Source organism: Amycolatopsis sp. M39 (genome assembly GCF_001651785.1).
Lineage (GTDB): Bacteria > Actinomycetota > Actinomycetes > Mycobacteriales > Pseudonocardiaceae > Amycolatopsis > Amycolatopsis rubida.
This window is the reverse complement of the sequence record NZ_LWSF01000063.1, coordinates 1-275: the sequence shown is the minus strand read 5'-3', so window position 1 is coordinate 275 and position 275 is coordinate 1. Positions and strand designations below refer to the sequence as shown.

Below are 275 nucleotides of genomic sequence, written 5' to 3'. Positions count from 1 at the left end.
CTGATCGATCGAGATGCGCTCCTGCTTCATGCTGTCGCGCTCGCGGATCGTCACCGCGTTGTCCTCAAGCGTGTCGAAGTCGTGCTTGCGCAGCCGCGCACCCACGCACCTTCGACGACAGGTCGGCACCGCGCGACAAACGCCGGACGGCCCTGCCCCGGCAAGCGCGGGGAAGGGCCGTCCGGAACGGAGTACGCGGCGGTCAGCAGCCGAGCAGACGACCAGCCAGATACGACTCGACCTGATCGATCGAGATGCGCTCCTGCTTCATGCTG

The 275-nt window shown here is 66.5% G+C and carries 1 pseudogene; it reads right to left on the bottom strand.

The features are described 5' to 3' along the window. Positions 1–81, bottom strand: a pseudogene (locus A4R44_RS52935) (His/Gly/Thr/Pro-type tRNA ligase C-terminal domain-containing protein); the annotation flags it as partial. Positions 82–275: the final 194 nt, after the last annotated feature.